Here is a 17,670-nt window from a genome sequence, read left to right on the forward strand (position 1 = left end):
GAAATTGTCCTCGCCAGGCGCGGCTTTCGCCCGTCCCGCGAGCTGACCCGCCGAACGCGAGAAGGCCCCTTGATGCACCAGGCGAAATCCGCGAAATCCCCTCTCCCACCCTTGCTCAGCCTTCCCGCGTTCTGGCCTCTCGCCATGGCGGAATCGCTCGTCAAGGAAGGCGCCGCGCTTTACGAAAAGAACATTGAATTTGTGGGCGAGGAGATCAAATTGCACGGCGGGCTGCGGCCCAGGCTGGCGACGCCCAACCTTTTGCGCCTCGATCTGCGCAGCATGGCGCTGCGCGATTACGGCAAGCCCGGCGGCATCCCCACTCTGATCGACGCGCCTCACGCCGGACATACGGCGATGATCGCCGACTACGCCAAGGGTCAAAGCCTCGTGCAAACCTTGTTGGACAATGGCCTCGCCCATGTGGCCCTGACCGATTGGAAGACCGCCACGCCGGACATGAAAGACCTCGAAATCGACAATTACCTCGCCGATCTGGTCGTCGCCATCGACGATCTCGGCGGGCGCGTCAACCTTGTCGGTCTGTGCCAGGGCGGCTGGATGGCGGCGATGATCGCCGCGCGTTTTCCCGACAAGGTCAATGCGCTGGTGCTGGCGGGCGCTCCGATCGATACGGACGCGGGCGACGGGCCGATCAAGCGCCTGGCGCACGAGACGCCGCTTTCAACCTACCAGGAGCTTGTCGCGCTCGGCGGCGGTCTGATGCGGGGCGCGATGATGCTTCAGGGCTGGAAGAACATGCACCCGGCGCAGCATTACATGCTGGATCAGATCGATGTTTACGAGCATATCGACGACCCCGCATGGCTGGCCAAGGAAGAGACGTTCGAGAGCTGGTACGAGAGTCCGATCGACCTGCCCGGCAGATGGTATTTGCAGGCGATCACGCAGCTCTTCAAGGAAAACCGCCTGGCGAAGGGTGAGTTCGTCGGCCTCGACCGGAAACTGGACCTGCGCGGGATCACCTGCCCGACCTACCTGCTCGCCGGCGCGAGCGACGACATCACCACGCCGGAGCAAGTGCTCGACGCCGCGAAATATATCGCAACGCCGAACGACAAGATCGTGCGGAAGACCGTGCCCGGCGGCCATATCGGCCTGTTCATGGGCGCCCGCACGCTCAAGGAGCATTGGCCGGCGATAACCCGCTGGATCGCGGCGCAATGACCGCTCCCGCGCGGCCCCTCATCAGGAAACACAGCCATGACTGAACATAATCACAGCGTCGTCTGGATCGATCATCACGAAGCCCGCATCTTTCATTTCAACGCCGAGGACGAGGAGCGCCTTGTCGTGCGGCCCGATAATCCGCATGTTCACGTCCATCACAAGGCGAACGCGATCGGCAGCGGCCACGCGGCCGAGAATCAGGCGTTCTTTGGCGCCGTGGTCGAGGCGATCGGCGGATCCAAGGCCATATTGATCACGGGTCCGGGCGTGGCGAAAACGGCGCTCGTCAAGCATATCGCCCGCCATGACCCGGCCTTGCTGGAGCGTGTCGCCGGAGTCGAAACCGTCGATCATCCGTCCGACCAGAACCTGCTCGCCCACGCCCGCGCTTATTTCAAGACCGCCGACCTGATGACCGCCCAGAAGTGACGGGCGCGCCTGCGCCGCCATCGATGAGCTGTGGCGCGACGATAAAGGAAGGCTGGCGGCGGCGCCGAACCAAGGCGCAGGATCGTCATGGCCGGCGCGCGTCGCGATGCGGACCGAACGCGCCGCGTCGGCGCCGCTTCCGTGTCGAAGTCGGCCGTGAAATCTGGCCGCGAACCGCAGCCGACATGATCGAGAATGTGAAGCGATGGCGCGCCGGAGGCGACGGCCCCAAGCGCGCCAAGGCGGTTTCAAGCCTAATCGATGATCTGCACGATGCGGTGGCTGTGCGGATCGACCAGAACCGTCCGGTCATTGACGATGGCATATTTGTAGACCGGCACTTCGTATTCGGGCGGCACCTCGTAATAGGTCACGCCGTCATCGGGCAGAACCGCGCCGACGTCCACCTGCCGGTCGTAGGCGTAGGACTTATGATTTCTGTGGGTGGCGTAATCACGAAAGCGCGGGCGCTGATTGTCGCCAAGCAGACCGTTTATGCCTCCCACGACCGCGCCGGCGGCGCCGCCGACGACCGCGCCGACCGGGCCGGCCGCGCGATCACCCTCTCGCGACCCTTCGGCGGCGCCGCCGATAGCCCCCTGTGCGACAGCCGCGCCCGAGAGGGCGAGGAAAGCGATCGTAGCGACGGCGATTGTGTTGTTGCGCATGAGAATGTTCCTGAATGTTGGATGTCCGCCGGAGATGGCCTGAATCAGAAGCGATGATGACGGTGATGGCTGCGCCGCCATCCATAGTGGCGGCCCTGGCCCCATCCCTCATGCCGTCCGTGGTCCGCGCGCGCCGGCGCGACCATTTGAACGGATTGCGCCGCTGACAATGAAGGCGCGATTGGCAAGGCCAAAGCCGGCGTCGTAAGCGTCAACGCAATGAGTGAACCCGAAACCCGTCGTTTCATGGATTGATCCTGATCGTTCCGCGCATCGGGTTCGTGAACAGCCACCGCCGACTTGGAGCGCGGACCTTAGTCGCCAATCCTGATGACGACAGGTTCGGAAAACACTCAGGCTGGATTGCGATGGTCTGGTTGCGTTTCATCCGGCGTCCTTGGGGGCGGCGGCCCATCGACGCGTTTTATCGGCTTCGACGCGGAATCCGTCCCTTGCCGCGACCGAACGCCAGCAGCGCGACCGCGCCGGCGCAGACGACCCCGGCCGCGCCCATGACCAGACACAGGCCGCGCGGTTCCTCCGCGAACAGGCCGACGGCGGCGCTGCACAGCGCGCCCAGGCCGAACTGCCCGGCGCCGAACAGGGCGGAGGCCGCGCCGGCCTGCTCGGGATGCAGCGCCATCACGCCGGCGACCGCATTGGCCGCCGTGAGATTGACGCAAACCAGATAGAGCGCGACCGTCGCCACCAGCACGGCCAGCGAAGGCGGAAATTGCGCCTCGACCAGCAGCAGCGCGCCCGCCAGCCCCGCTATGGCGCCGCCCACCCGAAGCATGCGTTCAAATCCCAGTCGCACCACCAGGGCGGCGTTGAGCGTATTGCCAAGGGCGACGGCGAGGGCGCCCAGCGCGAACAAGAACGGGAAATGCGTCGGCGCGACTTGAAAATGGACGATATAGGCGAAGGGCGTTCCGGTAATATAGGCCATCAAGCCGCCATAGGCGGCGGCGCCGGCGAGAACGAGGCGGAGGACGCGGGGTGTGCGGAGAATCCTGGCGTAGGCGCCCGCCAGCGCCCGCGGACTCGTCTTGCGCCGGCGTTCGGGCGGCAGGGTTTCCGGCACAAGCAGCAGGTAAGCGCTCAAGGTCGCCGCGCCAAAGGCGGCGAGCGCCCAGAAGATCGCCCGCCAGCCCAGACCCGCGAACACGGCGGCGCCCATGAACGGCGCGACCAGCGGCATGATCGATGTGACCAGCATCATCAGCGACATCACCCGCGCGCCCTGATTTGTCGCATAGAGATCGCGCACCATGGCGCGGGCCAGGGCCGTGGCCGCGCCGCCGCCCAGCGCCTGCGCGAAACGCAGCGCGATGAAGCTGGTCATGTCCGGCGCGACCGCGCAGCCAAGGCTCGCGGCCATGTAAAGCGCGATGCCCGCCGCCACCGCCGGACGACGCCCGAAACGGTCGGACAGCGGGCCATAGACCAGCATGCCCAAGGCGAAGCCGGCCAGAAAGGCGCCGATGCTGGCCTGAACCCGCTCGGGCGCCACGGCGAAATCCAGACCGATGGCGGGGAGCGCGGGCAGATACATGTCGATCGAGGCCGGCCCGAACGCGCTGAGCGCGCCCAGCACCGGAATCATCGCGCGGGGCGGCGGCCGGCTCTCTCCGGCGACGATCAAGTCCGCGCGCCCGCGAGGGTTTTCGCGAGACAGAGCCAGGCGTCGATGTTCTGGATCGACAGACCCTGGCGTTTGGCGACGACATAGCCCCTGGAGACGAGAAAGCCGGCCTTCCTGCGCACGGTCTCGCGGGGGATGTTGAGCGTCTCGGCCAATTGCCGGATGGTGACCGGCGAGACGATCAGGAATCCGCCGGCCGCCGTCAGGCTCAAGCTGCCGATGGCGAGGAAGATCGTCGCCTCTTCCGCGCCAAGCCCGTTCTCGCCGCGCGCGCGGCGGATGGCGCGCAGCATGTTGCTGGTCGCCGGGACGAGTTGGCTGAGCGCGCTCGGCGACACCTGCCATTCGCTCGGGAACAGGGCAATGGGATCGCTCATGTCGTCACCCCGTTACTTCGGCTGCATGCGCAAGGCGCCGTCGAGCCGCACGGTTTCGCCATTGAGGAAGGCGTTTTCCACCATGTGAACCGCCAAGGCCGCGAATTCCTCGGGGCGGCCGAGCCGCTGCGGGAACGGAATGGCGCGGGCCAGCGACGATTGGGCGTCCTCGGGCAGCCCTTGCAGCAGCGGCGTGAGAAACAGGCCCGGCGCGATGGTGTTGAGGCGAATGCCGAACGCCGCCAGTTCGCGCGCGATCGGCAGGGTCATGGCGACCACGCCGCCCTTGGAGGCGGCATAGGCGGCCTGGCCGATCTGGCCCTCGAAGGCGGCGACGGAGGCCGTGGAAACGACCACGCCGCGCTCGCCGTCGTCGAGCGGCGCCAGCGCGGCCATGGCGGCGGTCGCCAGCCGGATCATGTTGAAGGTTCCCAGCAGATTGACGCGGATGACCTTTTCGAAATCGTCCAGGCTCATCGGCCCGTCGCGTCCCAGCACCCGCTTGGCGACGCCAATGCCGGCGCAATTGACCAGAATGCGCGCCGGGCCGTGGACGGCCGCCGCCGCCTCCAGCGCCGCCGCGACCGAGGCGGGATCGGCGACGTCGCAAGCCGCGCCGAAACCGCCGAGATCGTGGGCGGCGGCCTGCGCCGCCTCGGCGTTGATGTCGAGCAGCGCCACTTTTGCGCCTTTGGCCGCGAGCGCTTGCGCCGTCGCCCGGCCAAGGCCGGAGGCCGCGCCGGTAACGAGGGCCGCTGTTCCCGATACAATCATCTGGCTCCCCAACAAACGTGCAAGAAGGCGCGCGGCCGTTCGCTACGCCGAAAAATTCAGTCGGGACGCGCCACCTTGTCGGCGCGCTTTTCCAGGAAGTCGCGCACACGGTTTTTCGCTTCGATGTCGCCCTGGGCCACCGCCGCCATCAGCGATTCCATGAAGAAGCCGATGCGCGGATCGGAGTCGGCGATGCGCGGCAGCGCCTGGATCACGGAAAAATTGGTCAGCGGCGCGTTGCCGCAGCAGCGATTGGCCAATTCGAGCGCCTTGGCGAAGGACTCGTCGGCGCCGACGAGATATTGCGAGAAACCGAGCGGGACGCCTTCGGCGGCGGAATAGGTGCGCCCGGTCAGCATCATGTCGGCCATGCGGGCGACGCCGATCAGGCGCGGCAGGCGCACCGACGCGCCGCCGCCGACGAAAATGCCGCGCTGGCCTTCGGGAAGCGCGTAAAACGTGGTCGGGTCGGCGACCCGGATATGGGCGGCGCAGGCCAGCTCCAATCCGCCGCCGATCACGGCGCCCTTGAGCGCGGCGATCACCGGCGTGCGGCCGAATTCGATCTTTTCAAAACAACGATGCCAACTGCGCGAGTGGAACACGCCGGCCGTGACGTCGCGCTCGGCGATTTCCGAAAGGTCGAGGCCGGCGGAGAAATTCGGACCGATTCCATGCAGCACAACCGCGCCCACCTCCCTCGGAAGGGTGGAAAAGCATTGGTCCAGCGCTTCGATGGTTTCGTCGTTGATGGCGTTGCGCTTGGACGGACGGTCGAGGCCGACGGCGAGGACGGCGCCGTGGCGCGCCACGCGCAGCGGCCCCAGAGCGCGGGCGTCGCCTTCCTGGGGCGGGGATTTGGCTGCGTGGATCATTGTCTCGCCTTTTCAAGTCTGCCGCATGTCATAATCGTTATATAATATAATTATACGACTTTGTCAATTCAGCTTTGTCCATTCGGGCCTCGCGCGCGGCGTTTGGGCGACCTCGATATGCGACAAAAAAGCAACAATGCGCTGACGTCGCGACCGCAAAGCCCAAGTTGGGCGGATTGCATCAAATAAGACATCGCCGTTGCCCGCGCGTCATGAAAAAAATGCGGGCATAGCTTCAAGAAATATCGGCGGCCGATGCCGGATGAGCATGAGCCCGCCAGTATATCCTTGGGAGCTAAGGCGACGAATGTTGCCAAGACATGGCGCGCAAACAAAAAAATGCGCCTTTATGGGAGGATCAAATGGAATTCAAGCATAGACTTATTGTGTCCGCGGCTGTCGCCTTGTCGTTTTGCGGCTCGATCCACGCAGCCTGCGCCAGCTCGAAATCCCTGCCGGGCATCAGCGCGGGCGCGATCACATCGGCTCCGCTCCCCGATGGCATTTACAATCTTATCGATGTGAGCTGGGGGCAACGCGGCCCCTATCAAGGATCGGCGGAAACGGACTCCCTCATCGCCGTGCCGCTGCATTTCGTTGGCTTCCTTCCCTTCAGGGTGCTTGAAGGCCACCCCTTCTTCGAGAGCGAATCTGTCTGGGCCCAGGTCACCGTGGGCAGGGGCTTTGGAACCACGGAGGCCAATCTGGACGGCTTCGCGGCGCAAAAATTCGGCGCCGGCCTGTCGTGGGATCTTGGCGGCGGCTTTTTCGGCGCGATCAAGACGGGCGCGTGGATTCCCGTGAACACGTCTGTTTCGCTGAGCGATTATTGGGTGTCGCAGACCAATGTCGCCGTTGGCTATGTCGCCAACGGCTGGGCGTTGAACGCGGATCTCGCATACGGGACCGGCAAGACCGGCGCCGAGGTCAACGTCACGCCGGTCAACGCCGCCCTGGGCCAGCCCGCCACAGCCGGCAACGCCTATGGCGTGCTGAATTTGACGGCGCTGAGGCACATCGAAAAATGGGAGGTCGGCCTGATCGGATTTGGCTCCCAGGACGTCAGTTCGCCCTACCCCGGCTATCTGAAACAGAGCCAGTTCGCTCTCGGCGGCTTGGTCGGCTACGACTTTGGCTCGATCAAGGCGGATTTCCGGGTTTCACGCGATATCGCCCAGACCAACATGGGTGGATTTGAAACCCGCTATTGGGCGCGCCTGATCATCCCGGTCTGGAAATTCGACCAGCCCGCGGTCACCGCTGTCGCGGCAAAATACTGATATCGCGGTCCAAGGCGGGCGCGCAATGCGGTCCCGCGACCCGGTTCGCAAGCTCCCGGCCTCGGACCTCTCCCAGCCAGGCCGTCTGCCCGCTCCGACCGTTACGGCCGGAGCGGGCCTTTGTTTCGGCCGACGCGCGTCTCGCCTTCTCGCGCGAAATTGGCTAGCTTCCCGCCATGACCCGGAAGAAAGATCTCGAAGCGGTTCGCGCGGAGCACAACAACCTTGGCGAAGCGCTCGCCGACTATGACCGCGCCTATTACCAGGACGACGCGCCGAAGATCCCGGACGCGGAATATGACGCCCTGCGCCGCCGCTATGAGGCGCTGGAGGCGGAATTTCCCGAACTTTCGGGCGCGGATTCGCTGTCGCGCAAAGTGGGCGCGGCGCCCGTCGAAAGATTCGCCAAGGTCACGCACGCCATTCCCATGCTCTCGCTCGGCAATGTTTTCGCCGACGAGGATGTTTTTGAATTCGTGGCGCGGGTGAAGCGGTTTTTGGGAGTCGCCGCCGACATCGCCTTCACCGCCGAGCCGAAAATCGACGGCCTGTCCTGTTCGCTGCGCTATGAGAACGGAAAACTCGTCAGCGCCGCCACGCGCGGCGACGGCGCCGTCGGCGAGGACGTCACCGCCAATGTCCGCACCATCGCGGATGTGCCGGATTTGCTTGACGGCGCGCCGGATGTGCTTGAGGCGCGCGGCGAGGTTTACATGAGCAAGGCCGATTTCGCCGCGCTCAACGCCAGGCAGGCCGAAGCGGGCGAAAAGATTTTCGCCAATCCGCGCAATGCGGCGGCCGGCTCGCTGCGCCAGCTCGATTCGTCGATCACCGCGCGGCGGCCGTTAAGATTCTTCGCCTATGCCTGGGGCGAGGTCTCCGCCCTGCCCGCCGCGACGCAAGCCGACATGATCGCGTTTCTGGCCGCGCGCGGTTTTGTGACCAATCCGCTGACCGTCTTGTGCGACACGCCGGAACAAATGCTGGCGCATTTTCGGCTGATCGAAAGCCAGCGGGCGAGCCTCGACTATGACATTGACGGGGTGGTGTACAAGGTCAACGATCTCGCGCTTCAGGAGCGGCTCGGCTTTGTCGCGCGCGCGCCGCGCTGGGCCGTGGCGCATAAGTTCCCGGCCGAACAGGCGACCACGGAACTGCTCGACATTGAAATTCAGGTCGGGCGCACCGGCGCGCTGACTCCGGTGGCGCGATTGAAGCCGGTCACGGTCGGCGGCGTGGTGGTCGCCAACGCCACCTTGCACAACAAGGACGAGATCGCCCGAAAGGATATTCGCATCGGCGATACGGTCACCGTGCAGCGCGCCGGCGATGTGATTCCGCAGATCGTTTCCGTGGTGCGCCACGCGGAGGGCGCGCAGCCCTACGAATTTCCCGACAAATGTCCGGTTTGCGGCTCGGCGGCTCTGAACGAGATCGACCCCAGGACGGGCGAGGCCGATGTGGTGCGCCGCTGCACCGGCAGCCTCGCCTGCCCGGCGCAGGCGGTGGAAAAACTGCGGCATTTCTGCTCGCGCAACGCTTTCGACATCGAGGGTCTCGGCGACAAGCAGATCGCATTCTTTTTCGAGAAGGGGCTGATCAAAACCCCCGCCGAGATTTTCACGCTGGAGGAACGCGACCGCGAGAGTTTGACCAAAATCGAGAATTTCGAGGGTTTTGGCAAAGTCTCGACGCGCAAACTGTTCGCGGCCATCGCGGCGCGGAAAAGAATCGTTCTCAACCGCTTCATCTTTGCGTTGGGCATTCGCCATGTCGGCGAGACCAACGCCATCCGTTTCGCCCGCGCTTTCGACTCGTTCGAGGCCTTCCGCAACGAGGCGCGAAAAGCGGCGGCGGGGACGCCGGAGCGCGACCATCTCAACGCCATAGACGGCATTGGCGATGTGGTGGCGGAGGCGGTGGCGGACTTTTTTATCGAGCCGCATAACGAGGCGGCGCTCGATGCGCTGCTGGCGCAGGTGACGCCGTTTCCCATGGAGGCGGTCAAGAGCGATTCCCCGGTGGCGGGCAAGACCGTGGTGTTTACGGGATCGCTGGTCAAAATGACCCGCGACGAGGCCAAAGCCTTGGCGGAGCGCTTGGGCGCGAAAGTTTCGGGGTCGATCTCGAAAAAGACCGATCTGCTGGTCGCCGGCGCCGACGCCGGCTCGAAACTGGCCAAGGCGCGCGATTTAGGCGTTGAAACCATCGACGAGGACGGCTGGCTGCGGCTCGCCGGGGTGGACCATGGGTAGACAGGAGCGGCGCGGCTTCCTATGTGAGGAGCCGCAATGATCGACGACGTCTATTCCCTCAAAATTCTCGAACTCGCGGCCAACATTCCGCATCTCGGGCGGCTGCCCGCGCCACAGGCGAGCGCGAGCGCGCATTCGCGGCTGTGCGGGTCGAGCGTGACAGCGGATCTGTCGTTGGCCGAGGGCAAGGTCGCCGAATTCGCGCAGGATGTGAAGGCTTGCGCGCTCGGACAGGCTTCATGCGCCGCCATGGGCCGGCATATCGTCGGGTCGACGCCGGAAGAACTGCGCGACTTGCGCGAGACCATGCGGAAAATGCTGAAGGAAAACGGGCCGCCGCCGCAGGGCAAATTCGCCGACGCCGGCGTGCTGGAGGCGGCGCGCGACTACAAGGCGCGCCATGCGTCGATTCTGCTGATTTTCGACGCCGTGGTGAAGGCGCTGGACCAGATCGAGGTCAGCGCATGAGGGGGCGTGTATTTGAGTAGCCCCTCATCCTGAGGAGGCGCCGAAGGCGCCGTCTCGGAGGGCGAGGGCGGGCCACGGCGCATCCGCTGGCGGGGCCGATCCTGTGCATTCGTGGCCCGCCCTCGCCCTTCGAGACGCTTGCTTCGCAAGCTCCTCAGGGTGAGGGCTACTTTGTTTGTTCAGCTAAGCCGTCAGCCGTCGCCGCGCACCACTTTCAGCTTGCGAATCTCGCCGTTGCGATAGGCGTCGAGGAAGGCGCGATAGTTGCGGAACGAGACGCAGCCGTTGGAATCGCCGCGCTGGCCGAGCATGAAGGTGTGCGCCAGCAGGCCGCTGCGGCCGTGCACGCTGCTGTCGAGCGGGGTCAGGCGCAGCGCCTGCACGCCATGGAACAGGCTTTCGCGCAGCGTGAGCTGGTAGGTCGCCGGCGGGGTCGAGCCGCGCATGCGCACATGCACGCCGTCGGGATTGTCGAACAGCGCGCCGAGGCCGGAATGAGCTTCGAGCTGGGCGCCGCTGGGCAGGGTGACCGTGTGGGCCGCGATGTTGTAAACGGCGACGCCCTCGCCGGGCCGGGCCGAGGCGAACAGGCCGCGCGACAGTTTCAGCGAGCTTCCGCCCTCGGGCGTGGCGTAGGCGAGCTGCGGACCCTTCTGGTCGCCGTCGCTGAACAGCTTTTCAAAGAAACCGCGCGGATCGTTTTGCGTCTGCATCTGCATCTGCGGCTGGGCGCGCAGGCGGCGGGCGGCGACGCGCGGGGCGATCTCCCGCGGCTGTTCCCTGGCGCGCTCGGGCGCGGGCGTCGAGATCGGCGCGGGCGTCAGCGCGGGCTTGGCCTCCTCCTCGTCCTCGACCTTGGCGAGGCGCGTCAGATTGGCCGGGCGCGCCGGGGGAATTGGGGCGACCACCGTCTCCTCTTCCGCCAGGCGCAGGCCGAGTTCGGCGGCGCTCTTTTGCGGCGCGGTAAGAGGGGCTGCCGGCGCGGGCTCTGGCTCGGCCTCCGCGACCTGCGTCTCCTCGGCCACGGGCTTGTACATCAGATCGGACTGAAACAGCGAAGCATCGAGACCGGCCGGATGCGCGTCAGCGAGACCAATGCTGGCGAAATCGGGATCGAACAATTCGCCATAGGGGCTGGTCGAAGGGGCGGCCAGCACGTTCTCGGCCATGCGCGAGGGGGGGGCCTGCGGGGCGATAACGGGTTCGGCGGCGGATTTGGCCGGTTTCGCGGCTTGGGCGGCTTGGGCGACTTGGGCCGCTTGGGCGACGGCGGAGGGCGCTTTCGGCTGCGCTTCGGGGACGCCGGTCTGGGTGGCGAGGCCGCTGGCGACGCGCAAGGCGACCAGGGCCGAGAACGTCATGGTGGCGAGCACCGGCACGGCGCGGGTGAAGATTTTGCGCGGGAGGCTGGCGTTGTCCATGGTGTCCAGCTCGGTGGATTCGAAACTCCAGTCTGTCATCCGCGTACTCTCACAAACCGTAAACGAAACAAGACGCAGGGTTTTGGCCGGAGCCTGCCGCCTCGCGATTGGAGCTGAGCGCGCGGCAGGAACCGGAGCCGCCCGCAAGTGCGAACCGAACGGCGCCCGTTTGATGATTCAAACAAATCATGCCTAAAAGGCCGTTAAAATTTTCGACAATTTGTTGCATTTTCCTGCCTTTTCCGCCCCGCCGGACGATCCCCCTTGCGCCTTGAATGACCGGCGGGCGCGGTCGAGCGCAAATCTTTCCCGTCCCGAAAAGCGCCGCTTTTCAGGTCCAAAGCCAACACAACCAATGATTGACGCTTTACGCGCGCCGGGCGGCCTCAACAGCGCGCCAACTTCCCCGGCAAGAGCGGCGACGCGATCCGCCAGCACCCAAGCCCAGGTCAGAAAAGCCGCAAAAAAAGGCGAAAATGCGGATCACGATAAATTTATTTGACAGTTGCATGGACGACACAGCAGTTTCGGGCAAGGTTCGGAGGTCTGCGTCACGTCCGTCCGCCGCCTCAATCTTCGGCGCCGTCGCGCCACCGACGCAAGAGAATCCGGTCGAGTCCGGCGAATGCGCCATAGAGCGCGAGGCCGCACAGGCACAGCAGGACCACCGCCGCGTACATCATCGGAATTTTCAGGCGATAGCCCGCCTCGACGATGCGGAAGGCCAGTCCCTCGCCCTGTCCGGCCGCCCCCGCCGCCAGTTCCGCCGCAACGGCGCCGATCAGCGCCAGCCCGGCGCCGATTCTCAGCCCGGTGAAGATCGAGGGCAGCGCGGACGGCAAGCGCAGCCGGAACAGGATGTCGGCCGGCGACGCCCCCTTGAGGCGGAACAGCTCGACCAGGCCGCGGTCGGCGGCTTTCAACCCGGCGGCGGCGTTGGAGAGAATCGGGAAGAAGGCGACGAGGACCGCGCAGGCCAGCACGGCGGCGCGCGGCTCCAGATAGATCAGCAGCAGCGGCGCCACCGCGATCAGCGGCGTGACCTGCAAGGCGACGGCCACCGGCAGGAAGGCGCGCTCCAGCATGGGCGACCAGGAAAACAGCAGCGCCAGCGCCACGCCGCCCGCCCCCGCCAGCGCCAGCGCCTGCAAGGCCTCCGACAGCGTGGTCGCGGCGGCCCCGAGCAATTGCGGCGCATTGGCGAACAGCGTCGCGACGATCACGCTCGGCGCCGGGAGTTGCGCCGGCGGGATTTTCAGCAGCGCCACGGCCGCTTCCCAGGCGAGGAGCAGGGCCGCCAGCGCCAGCGGCGGCGTCAGTTTCGCGATCATGTCGGCATCATGGCTTGGCGCAGGCCTTCGCTGAGGGTGGCGCAGGTTTTGGCGTATTCCGGGCTGGCGCGCAGCGCGGCGCCGCTCGCGGAGGCTTTGTCCAGCGTGACCAGCGCGTGGATCTTTCCCGGATTGGCGCGCAGCAGCGCGACGCGGTCGGCGAGATAGGCGGCCTCGAACACGGAATGGGTGACGAACAGGATGGTGACGCCGCCGCGCAAACTCTGAAGCGCGTCGTTCAACTCCCAGCGCGTGATCTCGTCGAGGCTGGCGAAAGGCTCGTCGAGCAGCAGCACCTCCGGTTCGTCGACCAGCGCGCGCGCCAGCGAGACCCGCATTTTCATGCCGCCGGAGAGTTGACGCGGCAGCGCCCGCTCCTGCCCGGCGAGTCCGACCCGCGCCAGCGCCGCTTCGACCAAGGGCGCCGCCGCGCGCCGCCCCATGCCGGCGAGCCGCAGCGGCAGCGCGACATTATCGGCGACATCGGCCCAGGGCATCAGGTTCGGCTCCTGGAACACGAAGCCGATCTCGGGTTTTTGTCCGGCCCAACTGATGGCGCCGGCCGTCGGCGTCGCAAAACCCGCGACCAGCCGCAGCAGCGTGCTCTTGCCGCAACCGGAGGGGCCAAGCAGGCACAGGGTTTCGCCGCGCTGAACGACGAGATCGACCCCGCTCAGCGCCGGCGCCGCGCGGCCGGGAAAGGTGAGCGAGAGGTTGATCAGGGTCAGCAGCGGCGCGGTCACTGCTTTTGATCCAGCCCGAGGCCCTTATTGACGAAACGCAGGTCGAACCCCTTGGCGAGATCGAGTCCCTTGGCGGCCGCGCCGGCTTCCACCATTTCGGCGTAATGGCGCTGGACGCGCGCCATATCGATGGCGCCAATGCCTTTCGTCAGCGCGTCGCCGGATTCGACAATGCCGAAACGTTTCATCTGCGCGATGGAGAAGGCGATCTGGGCGTCGTCGATGTCGGGGTTTTGCGCCTTGATCGCGGCATTGGCGGCGGAATTGTCGCCGTGGAGATAATGGACCCAGCCGAGAATCGAGGCCTCGACGAAGCGCCTGACCAGATCGGGGTTTTTCTCCAACAGGTCGCGGCGCGTCTCGATCGTGGTCGAATAGGTCTCAAAACCGTGGTCGGCGAGCAGGAACACGTTGGGCGTAAACCCGCCCTCGCGCGCGATGGTGAAGGGTTCGGACGTGGCGTAGCCCTGCTGGATCGAAGTCTTGTCGGCGATGAAGGGCGTGGAATTGTAAGTGTAGGGCGCGGCGTTCTTGCGCACGAAACCCCATTTCTTCTCCATCCACGGCCACAGCGTGGTGAGCGTGGCGAGGCCGACGAAGGCCTTGGCCTTGGGCAGGTCCTCGAAACGGTCGAAGCCGGCGCCGGGATGCGACATGAAAACCAGCGGGTCTTTCTGGAAAATGGCGGCCAGCGTCACGATGGGGATGTTTTCGGCCAAGGCCGAGAACTGCCCGATAATATTGTCGCCCATGTAGAAATCGACTTTTCCCGCCGCCAGCAGCAGGCGGTTGTTCTTCTGCGGGCCGCCGGGCAGGATGGCGACGTCGAGGCCGTATTTGGCGTAAGTTCCATCGGCCAGCGCCTGATAGAAACCGCCGTGCTCGGCTTCCGCCAGCCAATTGGCGGCGAGAACCACTTTTTCCGCCGCCTGGGCGGCGACGGTCGCCAACAGGAAGACGACAAGGCTGAGTCGGAACAAGGGCGCGCTCCTGCACAGGGCAATGCCGCAGCAGAAGCCATAAGGCCGCAAGGGTCAAGCCTGGAGAATAGGCTAGACCGCCAGCTTTGCCGCGATCTCGTCCAGCGCCGCATTCACCGCCGCGAGGGCCTGATTGGCCTGCTCGCGCTTGTGCGCGGGCGCGCGGTCGGGATGCCAGCGGGCGGCGAAGGCGCGCCGCGCCGCTTGCACCGCCTCGGGCGTATAGGGCTCCTCCAGGCCAATCCGACGCGCGATTTCGGCCGTCTCCAGGCTGACGGTCAGGGGCTCGGGCGCCGCCATCTTGAGGCTGTCGGCATGGTCGAGGCGCTCGTCGAGCAGCCGATGTTCGATGGCGCGCAGGTCGAAAACGCCGCCTTCGGGCGCGGCCAGCGTCGCAAAGACTCTTGGCGCGCGCCTCACGAGGCTGAGGAGATGCTTGAAAATGGCGATGCTGCGCTCCGACCCGTTCTCGTAAATGAAACCGGCGCCGTGCTTTTCCCGCGCCAGCACGATGCGCAGCGCGTGGGTCAATTCCAGCGCCATGTCCCGGTCCGCGAGAGAGGACTTGTTGATGAAGGCGTCGAGTTCGCGCACATGCTTGACATGCCCGCCGTCGAGGCAGCTTTTCGCGAAAACCCCGTGGAGCTCGGCGCGCAAATGTTTCGACAGATGGGCGCAGTGGGCGAAAGCCGCCGCGCCGGCGCCGGCGTCGGCGTAAAGCTCGTCCTCCCGGGTCAGCGCGCCACAGAAAAACCCAAGCGCGCGAATTTTTTCGCTATCGGCCCCGGAGGCGACGGACGGCCCGGCCGGAGCGACCGCCGCCTTGCGCTGAGTCTCGCGTCCGAACGGAAAAATGCGCCGCATTCCCGTCATGAACGAGGCTTTTTGCACTTCTCTTTTCGTCGGACCGAACACCACGCACTCCACTGACGCACGGCAACAATCTAGGGTTGAATGCTGAATGAGTTGTGTCCGCTTCGGGCGCGTTCCCGCGAAGTGGTTCATGAGCGGTGAATCGGAGGGCGCTTGTCGCCCCGCATTCCCCCGGCTAGATAGGGGCCATGCGGCCTTCGCTTCTCGATCCCCTGTTCGCCGGCGCCTCGTCTCTACCGGGGATCGGGCCAAAAACCGTAAGTTTGCTCGACCGCCTGCTCGGCGGCGTCGAACATCCGGCCCGTGTGCTCGACGTGCTGTTGCACCTGCCTCACGACGGCGTGGATCGACGCGCCCGGCCGACCATCGCGCAGGCGCCGGTGGGCGCGGTTTCGACGATCAAGGTGCGGGTGGTCGAGCATCGTCCGCCGCACGCCAAAGGCCCGTATCGCGTACTGACCGAGGACGAGACCGGCGACCTCACCCTGATTTTCTTCCGCGCCAATGGCGGCTGGGTGGAAAAGGCGCTGCCCGTTGGCGCGACGCGCTGGGTGTCGGGCCTCGTCGAAATCTTCGATTATTACAAGCAGATGGTCCATCCCGACCGCATCCTCGACGAGGAAGGGCTGAAAACCCTGCCGCCGGTCGAGCCGGTCTATGGCCTGACCGAGGGCCTGTTTCCCCGTGTGATGGCCAAGGCGGCGGCGGCGGCTCTGGCGCGTCTGCCCGTGTTGCCGGAATGGCTGGACGAGGCTTTTGCGCGTTCGAACGGCTGGCCGAGTTTTGCCGAGGCGGTGACGCGCGCCCACACGCCACAGGCGCCGGCGGATTTGAAACCCGAAAACAGGTTTTTCGCCCGGCTCGCCTACGACGAATTGCTGTCACACCAGCTCGCGCTGCGTCTGGTGCGCGGCAAGATGCAGGTTGCGCTCGGACGGGGGCAAAAGGGCGACGGGGCGTTGCGGGCGAAAATTCTGGCCGCCCTGCCCTTCGCGCTGACCGGCGACCAGACCAAGGCGCTGGAAGAAATTTCCGCCGATCAGGCCTCCGAAAAACGCATGCTGCGGCTGTTGCAGGGCGATGTCGGCTCGGGAAAAACCGTGGTCGCCCTGCTCGCCATGGCGCAGGCGATCGAAGCGGGGCGGCAGGCCGCGCTGATGGCGCCGACCGAAATCCTGGCGCGCCAGCACTTTGAAACCGTCAAACCGCTGGCGGAAGCCGCCGGCGTGACCGTGGCGCTGGCGACCGGACGCGACAGGGCGACCGAGCGCCGCGCCACGCTCGCCGCGCTGGCCAGCGGCGCGCTCAATATTGTCATCGGCACCCACGCCCTGGTGCAGGAGGATTTTGTCTTTCGCGACCTTGGCCTCGCCGTGATCGACGAGCAGCACCGTTTTGGCGTGCAGCAGCGGCTCGCGCTGGGCGAGAAAAACGCGGGCGTCGATGTTCTCGCCATGACCGCGACGCCGATTCCGCGCAGTCTGGCGCTGGCCTATTTCGGCGACATGGATTTTTCCGCCCTGCGCGAAAAACCGCCGGGGCGCCAGCCGATCACGACGATCCGGTTCAGCGCCGAACGCATCGACGAAGTTGTGGCGGGACTCGGACGGGCGCTGAAGGACGGCGCGCGGGTCTATTGGGTCTGCCCGCTGGTGGCGGGCAGCGAGGACAGCGATCTCGCCGCCGCGCAGGATCGCGCCGAGGATTTGCACAAGTTCTTTGGCGACAAGGTTGGACTTGTGCATGGCCAGATGAAGGGCCGCGACAAGGATGCGGCCATGGAGGCCTTCGCCTCGGGCGCGACGCAAATCCTGGTGGCGACCACGGTGATCGAGGTCGGCGTCAACGTGCCGGAAGCCACCATCATGGTGATCGAGCACGCCGAGCGTTTTGGGCTGGCGCAATTGCACCAGTTGCGCGGGCGCGTCGGGCGCGGCGACAAGAAATCCTCGTGCATTCTGCTTTATGGCGGGCCGCTGGGCGAAACCGCCAAGGCGCGGCTGGAAATTTTGCGCGAGACCGAGGATGGGTTCAGGATCGCGGAAGAGGATTTGCGGCTGCGCGGCGAAGGGGAAATTCTCGGCGTGCGCCAGTCCGGGGCGCCGGGATTCCGCATTGCGCGGCTGGACGTTCACGCCGACCTTTTACGCGCGGCGCGGGATGATGCGGAAAAGCTCCTGGCTGACGATCCCGACTTGCAAGGCGAGCGCGGCGAGAAGATCAAGCTGCTGCTCTACCTGTTCGAGCGCGAGACGGCGCTGAAGATGTTACGCGCGGGGTGAGGCCGCTGGGACGCGCGTGGACCGCCCTCGCGCTTCGAGACGGCTCCCTTGCGGGAGCCTCCTCAGCATGAGGGCTAC

The 17,670-nt window shown here is 65.7% G+C and carries 16 protein-coding genes; 6 read left to right on the plus strand and 10 right to left on the minus strand.

Features of this window, described 5'->3' with window-relative positions; translation table 11 throughout:
* The first annotated feature begins 144 nt into the window (after nucleotides 1–144).
* On the plus strand, nucleotides 145–1,188 hold the full coding sequence (locus CCR94_RS17395; protein ID WP_244594115.1) for an alpha/beta fold hydrolase: 1,044 nt from the start codon (nucleotides 145–147) through the stop codon (nucleotides 1,186–1,188).
* Nucleotides 1,189–1,224: 36 nt separating this feature from the next.
* A complete protein-coding gene (locus CCR94_RS17400) occupies nucleotides 1,225–1,620 on the plus strand; it encodes a translational machinery protein (RefSeq protein WP_104509109.1) in 396 nt (131 codons plus the stop codon).
* Nucleotides 1,621–1,874: 254 nt separating this feature from the next.
* Here CCR94_RS17400 and CCR94_RS17405 read toward each other — a convergent pair whose 3' ends face one another.
* The 5 genes from CCR94_RS17405 to CCR94_RS17420 form a co-directional block, all read right to left on the minus strand.
* Nucleotides 1,875–2,288 carry a DUF1236 domain-containing protein gene (locus tag CCR94_RS17405; protein ID WP_104509110.1) on the minus strand — a complete coding sequence of 138 codons (414 nt, stop codon included), beginning with the start codon at nucleotides 2,286–2,288 and terminating at the stop codon, nucleotides 1,875–1,877.
* A gap of 424 nt (nucleotides 2,289–2,712) precedes the next feature.
* Nucleotides 2,713–3,933, minus strand: coding sequence for a Bcr/CflA family multidrug efflux MFS transporter (locus CCR94_RS17410; protein ID WP_158254813.1), 1,221 nt, complete (start codon nucleotides 3,931–3,933; stop codon nucleotides 2,713–2,715).
* The gene (locus CCR94_RS25180) at nucleotides 3,930–4,310 is read right to left on the minus strand and encodes a helix-turn-helix domain-containing protein (RefSeq protein WP_158254814.1); all 381 of its coding nucleotides are present in this window, start codon (nucleotides 4,308–4,310) and stop codon (nucleotides 3,930–3,932) included. Before CCR94_RS25180 ends, CCR94_RS17410 begins: the two co-directional genes overlap by 4 nt.
* Nucleotides 4,311–4,322: 12 nt before the next feature.
* Entirely contained in the window at nucleotides 4,323–5,084 is a 762-nt protein-coding gene (locus CCR94_RS17415; protein ID WP_104509112.1) for an SDR family NAD(P)-dependent oxidoreductase, read from the minus strand.
* Between the two features lie 56 nt (nucleotides 5,085–5,140).
* Complete coding sequence (locus CCR94_RS17420; protein WP_104509113.1) at nucleotides 5,141–5,959, minus strand: crotonase/enoyl-CoA hydratase family protein; 819 nt, start codon at nucleotides 5,957–5,959, stop codon at nucleotides 5,141–5,143.
* 362 nt (nucleotides 5,960–6,321) lie between these two features.
* Between CCR94_RS17420 and CCR94_RS17425 the strand changes: the two genes are divergently transcribed.
* The 3 genes from CCR94_RS17425 to CCR94_RS17435 all read left to right on the plus strand — a co-directional run bounded on the left by CCR94_RS17425 (nucleotide 6,322) and on the right by CCR94_RS17435 (nucleotide 9,962).
* Nucleotides 6,322–7,239 (plus strand): transporter family protein, encoded by a 918-nt coding sequence (locus CCR94_RS17425; RefSeq protein WP_146090074.1) that lies wholly within the window; start codon nucleotides 6,322–6,324, stop codon nucleotides 7,237–7,239.
* 176 nt (nucleotides 7,240–7,415) lie between these two features.
* Entirely contained in the window at nucleotides 7,416–9,494 is a 2,079-nt protein-coding gene (ligA, locus tag CCR94_RS17430) for an NAD-dependent DNA ligase LigA (RefSeq protein WP_104509115.1), read from the plus strand.
* 36 nt (nucleotides 9,495–9,530) lie between these two features.
* Nucleotides 9,531–9,962, plus strand: a complete 432-nt coding sequence (locus CCR94_RS17435; protein ID WP_104509116.1) for an iron-sulfur cluster assembly scaffold protein — start codon at nucleotides 9,531–9,533, stop codon at nucleotides 9,960–9,962.
* Between the two features lie 191 nt (nucleotides 9,963–10,153).
* Here the strand turns inward: CCR94_RS17435 and CCR94_RS17440 are convergent, their stop codons facing one another.
* From CCR94_RS17440 to CCR94_RS17465, 5 genes are all read right to left on the minus strand, one after another.
* Nucleotides 10,154–11,422 carry a DUF2778 domain-containing protein gene (locus CCR94_RS17440; protein WP_244594116.1) on the minus strand — a complete coding sequence of 423 codons (1,269 nt, stop codon included), beginning with the start codon at nucleotides 11,420–11,422 and terminating at the stop codon, nucleotides 10,154–10,156.
* A 530-nt stretch (nucleotides 11,423–11,952) separates the two neighbouring features.
* Nucleotides 11,953–12,714: an ABC transporter permease gene (locus tag CCR94_RS17450; RefSeq protein WP_104509118.1), complete on the minus strand. Its 762-nt coding sequence runs from the start codon at nucleotides 12,712–12,714 to the stop codon at nucleotides 11,953–11,955.
* Entirely contained in the window at nucleotides 12,711–13,457 is a 747-nt protein-coding gene (locus CCR94_RS17455; RefSeq protein ID WP_104509119.1) for an ABC transporter ATP-binding protein, read from the minus strand. Before CCR94_RS17455 ends, CCR94_RS17450 begins: the two co-directional genes overlap by 4 nt.
* Nucleotides 13,454–14,437 (minus strand): ABC transporter substrate-binding protein, encoded by a 984-nt coding sequence (locus CCR94_RS17460; RefSeq protein ID WP_104509120.1) that lies wholly within the window; start codon nucleotides 14,435–14,437, stop codon nucleotides 13,454–13,456. Before CCR94_RS17460 ends, CCR94_RS17455 begins: the two co-directional genes overlap by 4 nt.
* A 72-nt stretch (nucleotides 14,438–14,509) precedes the next feature.
* The gene (locus tag CCR94_RS17465) at nucleotides 14,510–15,310 is read right to left on the minus strand and encodes a hypothetical protein (protein ID WP_206605855.1); all 801 of its coding nucleotides are present in this window, start codon (nucleotides 15,308–15,310) and stop codon (nucleotides 14,510–14,512) included.
* Nucleotides 15,311–15,498: 188 nt separating this feature from the next.
* Here CCR94_RS17465 and recG point away from each other — a divergent pair, with 188 nt between their 5' ends.
* On the plus strand, nucleotides 15,499–17,592 hold the full coding sequence (gene recG / locus CCR94_RS17470) for an ATP-dependent DNA helicase RecG (RefSeq protein ID WP_104509122.1): 2,094 nt from the start codon (nucleotides 15,499–15,501) through the stop codon (nucleotides 17,590–17,592).
* Nucleotides 17,593–17,670 lie beyond the last annotated feature (78 nt).

The sequence above is a fragment of the Rhodoblastus sphagnicola genome (assembly GCF_002937075.1).
Classification (GTDB): domain Bacteria; phylum Pseudomonadota; class Alphaproteobacteria; order Rhizobiales; family Beijerinckiaceae; genus Rhodoblastus; species Rhodoblastus sphagnicola.

Excerpts from the sequence above, each read along its gene's own strand:
- CCR94_RS17465 (WP_206605855.1), bottom strand. The coding sequence starts at position 15,310 with ATGACGGGAATGCGGCGCATTTTTCCGTTCGGACGCGAGACTCAGCGC.
- CCR94_RS17405 (WP_104509110.1), bottom strand. The coding sequence starts at position 2,288 with ATGCGCAACAACACAATCGCCGTCGCTACGATCGCTTTCCTCGCCCTC.
- CCR94_RS17450 (WP_104509118.1), bottom strand. The coding sequence starts at position 12,714 with ATGATCGCGAAACTGACGCCGCCGCTGGCGCTGGCGGCCCTGCTCCTC.
- CCR94_RS17435 (WP_104509116.1), top strand. The coding sequence starts at position 9,531 with ATGATCGACGACGTCTATTCCCTCAAAATTCTCGAACTCGCGGCCAAC.
- ligA (WP_104509115.1), top strand. The coding sequence starts at position 7,416 with ATGACCCGGAAGAAAGATCTCGAAGCGGTTCGCGCGGAGCACAACAAC.
- CCR94_RS17395 (WP_244594115.1), top strand. The coding sequence starts at position 145 with ATGGCGGAATCGCTCGTCAAGGAAGGCGCCGCGCTTTACGAAAAGAAC.
- CCR94_RS17400 (WP_104509109.1), top strand. The coding sequence starts at position 1,225 with ATGACTGAACATAATCACAGCGTCGTCTGGATCGATCATCACGAAGCC.
- CCR94_RS17420 (WP_104509113.1), bottom strand. The coding sequence starts at position 5,959 with ATGATCCACGCAGCCAAATCCCCGCCCCAGGAAGGCGACGCCCGCGCT.
- CCR94_RS17425 (WP_146090074.1), top strand. The coding sequence starts at position 6,322 with ATGGAATTCAAGCATAGACTTATTGTGTCCGCGGCTGTCGCCTTGTCG.
- CCR94_RS25180 (WP_158254814.1), bottom strand. The coding sequence starts at position 4,310 with ATGAGCGATCCCATTGCCCTGTTCCCGAGCGAATGGCAGGTGTCGCCG.
- CCR94_RS17440 (WP_244594116.1), bottom strand. The coding sequence starts at position 11,422 with ATGACAGACTGGAGTTTCGAATCCACCGAGCTGGACACCATGGACAAC.
- recG (WP_104509122.1), top strand. The coding sequence starts at position 15,499 with ATGCGGCCTTCGCTTCTCGATCCCCTGTTCGCCGGCGCCTCGTCTCTA.
- CCR94_RS17415 (WP_104509112.1), bottom strand. The coding sequence starts at position 5,084 with ATGATTGTATCGGGAACAGCGGCCCTCGTTACCGGCGCGGCCTCCGGC.